Source organism: Desulfovermiculus halophilus DSM 18834 (assembly GCF_000620765.1).
In the GTDB taxonomy this organism is placed as follows: Bacteria; Desulfobacterota; Desulfovibrionia; order Desulfovibrionales; family Desulfothermaceae; genus Desulfovermiculus; species Desulfovermiculus halophilus.
In genome coordinates, this window is the sequence record NZ_JIAK01000052.1 from 1 (window position 1) to 3,945 (window position 3,945).

Consider the following 3,945-nt stretch of genomic DNA (forward strand, 5'->3'; position numbering starts at 1 on the left):
ATCGGCCATGGAGAGAAGGTATCAAATCTCTCCCTCCGACGCCAGTTAATTTTTGCTTCTTGTTGGCAGATTTTTCAAAGGGCTAAACTGTTACTCTGATGCAGAGAAATACCGTTATTGCTCACAACACCTGAATCCATAGGAAGCAATCCGGCATGATAAAAGCTTATGTCTTCATATTTAAGACCTGATCCTGGATGAATTGAACGTATCTCATCAATCATGGATTGCAGCTCATGACGGCTTACAGTCATTTTTTCCGGAGGACCATCATGCCGCGTATACACCGTCCCAACCATGGTATACCCTCCCCAGGGAACAAAAAAGAAAAATCGCTTTTTCTTCCCCCCTCTGCCCCTTGAGTGATGCCCATTCACACTGTCCCCTTCCAAACCCATGGCCATTGAAGCACTGAGCCTTTTGCGGACAACGATATTTACTCCCCTGGCCCAGGATATGTGTTGCCTGGCCTGTGCTTTTGGAAGAAGTGAATGCTGGAGCCATGGCCCGGTGGCATCGATGATCACTGAGCTGAAAACAGGAAATGATTGGCCGCTCAACACATCTTGGGCCCAAAGCCCATTGATCCGATTGCGGGCAATACGAAGTTCCGTTGCCCGGCAATAGTTGGCTGCGCAGACCCCAAGACCAGCTGCCTCTTTAACTACAGCCAGGGTCATGCGTTCCGTGTCTACAGCCAATGCGTCGTACCACACTGCTCCTCCGCTTTTTCCGGAAACAGAAACCTCGGGCATTTCACGGCTGCACTTTTGGAGACTTATCAGTTTCCCCAGGGGCAGGCGCTTGTCGTGATCAAGCCCCACATTGCGGTCCCAGGCGATCATATCGTTGAGCAGAAGACCCAACCCCATGGGATATTTCCCCCGCAGCCCGCATCCATGAGTAGGAATAACGCAGGGAAGAGGCTGAACCAGGTGTGGAGCCAGGCGCATGAAGAAGTTTCGGGACCAAATGGAGGATCTCATTCGGTGCAGATCCAGGCTTTGCAGATACCGAAATCCACCGTGCAGAATCTTCAGGCTGTTCGCCGAGGTCGCGTGTCCAAAATCGCCCTTTTCGACCAGGGCCGTCTGCAGTCCGCAATGGGCAGCTTCAAGGGCCACGGCGGCACCCTGGATCCCACCGCCGATGACCACCAGATCAAAGTTTTGGCTGGCCAGCCGATTCAGATCTCGTTTCATTGGGATCCGCTGCCGTTCTTTTCAGCCTGAATCAACAGCCCTATCTGGCAGCGCAGGAAGCCGGTGATGCCAATACGTCGCCCATAGGTCCCAAGCTGTACCTCAGGGACCAGCAAAAGGGACCGTACATGCCTGGCCGGAAAGTCTCTGTCTGCTTCACCGTCTGCAAAGATACCCAGACTTCCGGCCGCCGCCTCCTCCGTGGTCAAGGGAAGAGGATCTGTCCCGTACAGAATCTTCATGCCTTTGGCCCTTCCATGCCGAAACTGTTTCGGCTCCGGCCATTCCCAGGGGCGTCCTCGGCTGTCGCCAAGACATAAAAAGCAGGGGTCATTTCGGGCCACGGCATCACAAGCGATCCTGCCTCTCTTTCCTGTCCATTTCCCAAAACCCCAGGCAAGCACTGGAACCCCGTGATCTGACCCAACCCGGTGAGTGACAGCATCCACCGGAAGACCGTCCGGGATCATCTGGGTGGTCATCAGACCCAAAACCTCAAGATTCTCTGCTGTCACCACCTGGCGACCGGAAACAAGGATCAACTCCCTTCCGTTTGGATCCGTCAGCCGCAGTGAACATGACTCTCTGGTCCTGTGCACGATCCACGGATCTGTTTGAGCCCCTGTCGACGACCTACAGTCCGCATCCCGCACAAGCTCCTCAAAGACATGTTCCCGTGCGGTTTCAGCCAAAAGCAAAACCCCGACAAAGCCGTTGCATCCCTGACTTGGTGAGGCTGATGCAAAGTTCTCATAGGCGGCGGAAAAAAAACGCCCCAGGTGAAAGCAGGGATAGATATGAACGTGGGAGTCAATAAGTATCATTATTTTAAACAATTATCCCTTGAGGTAGTCTCCACAGGTAACAAAAGAACAGCCTTCAAATCTTTTAACAAAGTTCAACAGTCGACCACTGGTTTTTTCCAGATTCACATAATGCTTGAACTTGGAGAAAGCTGAAAGATGACGGGCTTTGGGCTGCTCAGGATCCAGTTCCCAGGGATGAAGGTAAAAAACAAACCCCCCATGCGAGCTCATGATTCGCCTTACTCCCCAGTAAAATATCGCCGGTGCCAGCAAACGAAAGTACCCGCCGCCCCCCCAGGGAAAAATGATGTTTCGGATGCGCAGATTGCTGACCGGAAGTTCAGCAAAGTTTTTATTGATCCGATAGGCAATCCCGTTTTGGCAAAACCGGGTCAAATCCAAGCGTCCATATCGTTTATGCAGGGCAAAAGAGTTGTAGCTTGAATCATATGCATAGCCTGCTTTTTCCAGGAGGTCGAAATGATCCAATGCGATTGAGAAGCTCGGTGCCCGGTAGCCCAAAACCGGACTGCCGGTTATATCTTCAAGGATTTGCTTGCTTTCATACAGATCCTGGAAAATCTGAGAGGAAGACATCTGCGAGAGGAGCATATGATTGCACCCATGGGACGCAACTTCATGCCCCCGCTCATGCACCTCCTGGACAAGACGGGGAAACCTCCGGGCCACCCAGGCCAAGAAAAAAAATGTTGCCTTTGGTCCGGAGATGCGCTCCCGTCGATTCTGCGGACTTATGCCCGGCCTGTTGCTTCCGTGGCTTAACCTTTTGCCCATCACTGATCCACCGCTTTTGCAACTGTCCAAAATATCGAGGAGAGTATGGACAGACTGTCGAACCCGAAGCTCACAAGTGCTCCAGGTAGCAGGTGGATATCTTGATCGCAGATTTTCTACCTGAAACCATTCTTCAACATCAAATGTTAGAAGAATACTTTGATCCTTGTTGCAAGGTTCCATATTACCATTGCCAACCCTGGGGCATAAAAGATACACTCACCATGATACTGTTTTCTTTATATTCCTCATAATCTATATCTGATTCAACCACTCTATACCTGTCTGACAAGCTTAATCGAAGCCATTCCAAGACCTGATAACCTATTTCACCCTTGATCGTATAGATATCATCTGTTCTATCCGGATCAGTGTCCTTATAGTCATTTCGTTTATACGCCCCAGATAGATTGGCATCTGTATGTCGGCCCAGAGCATAGCTTAGTACTCCCTCAACTTCTGCATACTGGGTAAATCCAAGGTTTTCTCCTCCAAAGTATGTATTTTGATATCCGCTCCCACCCCTCAGGCGGAAGGTTGCCCTTCTGGTGATGTCCCATTGCTTGCCGATATCCACAAGCAGGCTGACCCCGTCGTCATTCTCTTCCTGATCAATATCCCGATAGTAGTACCCTGCCCGCATATTCAGATACGCTTCAGCCCCGAAAATCCATTCAAAGCCCACACCAGGGTCATACACATGAAAATCCTCATCGTCGCCATCGTAAAACACAGCGGTGTGGGCATAATCGATGTAGCCGATAAAATGTTTCCCAAAGGCGTGGGCGAGCCTGGCTCCCAGCAGCCATTCGTCAAAGTCGTCGCTCTCTTCAACAAAATCGCCCGCAGAAGAAAACATTCCGCGAGTATAGCTTGCCCCCAACAGTGTTCCCCATTGAGGGGAGAACCAATGCTCAAGAGCGCTGTTGGCTGTATGCCGGGTACTGTCCTCACCGTATTCGCTGTCTTCCCATACCTGCCCAAAGCTGTACCCGAGATTCCATGAATTCCGGGGGCCAAATTGAAAGTCCAGCTCGGCGTCGACAACTGTCAGTGACCGCGGTAATAGGGCCAGTCCATGATCACGCTAATAGGGCCAGTTTATGTGCACTTAATGGAGCCACCTGATGATCACCTTAATC

General features: G+C 51.1%; 4 protein-coding genes. All 4 read right to left on the reverse strand.

The features are described from left to right. Positions 1 to 74: 74 nt before the first annotated feature. The 4 genes from N902_RS18095 to N902_RS0114105 all read right to left on the reverse strand — a co-directional run bounded on the left by N902_RS18095 (position 75) and on the right by N902_RS0114105 (position 3,686). Positions 75 to 1,202 (reverse strand): FAD-dependent oxidoreductase, encoded by a 1,128-nt coding sequence (locus tag N902_RS18095; RefSeq protein WP_051564617.1) that lies wholly within the window; start codon positions 1,200 to 1,202, stop codon positions 75 to 77. Next, positions 1,199 to 1,444 carry a hypothetical protein gene (locus N902_RS19830; protein WP_153304239.1) on the reverse strand — a complete coding sequence of 82 codons (246 nt, stop codon included), beginning with the start codon at positions 1,442 to 1,444 and terminating at the stop codon, positions 1,199 to 1,201. The genes N902_RS18095 and N902_RS19830 overlap by 4 nt, the downstream gene beginning before the upstream one ends. Before the next feature lie 594 nt (positions 1,445 to 2,038). Then, entirely contained in the window at positions 2,039 to 2,803 is a 765-nt protein-coding gene (locus N902_RS0114100; protein ID WP_051564619.1) for a DUF3473 domain-containing protein, read from the reverse strand. Between the two features lie 184 nt (positions 2,804 to 2,987). Beyond that, positions 2,988 to 3,686 carry an outer membrane beta-barrel protein gene (locus tag N902_RS0114105; protein ID WP_153304240.1) on the reverse strand — a complete coding sequence of 233 codons (699 nt, stop codon included), beginning with the start codon at positions 3,684 to 3,686 and terminating at the stop codon, positions 2,988 to 2,990. Between the last annotated feature and the right edge of the window lie 259 nt (positions 3,687 to 3,945).

Bases quoted from the DNA above. Each gene is read 5' to 3' on its own strand.
- N902_RS18095 (WP_051564617.1), bottom strand. From the start codon at position 1,202: ATGAAACGAGATCTGAATCGGCTGGCCAGCCAAAACTTTGATCTGGTG.
- N902_RS19830 (WP_153304239.1), bottom strand. From the start codon at position 1,444: ATGAAGATTCTGTACGGGACAGATCCTCTTCCCTTGACCACGGAGGAG.
- N902_RS0114100 (WP_051564619.1), bottom strand. From the start codon at position 2,803: ATGGGCAAAAGGTTAAGCCACGGAAGCAACAGGCCGGGCATAAGTCCG.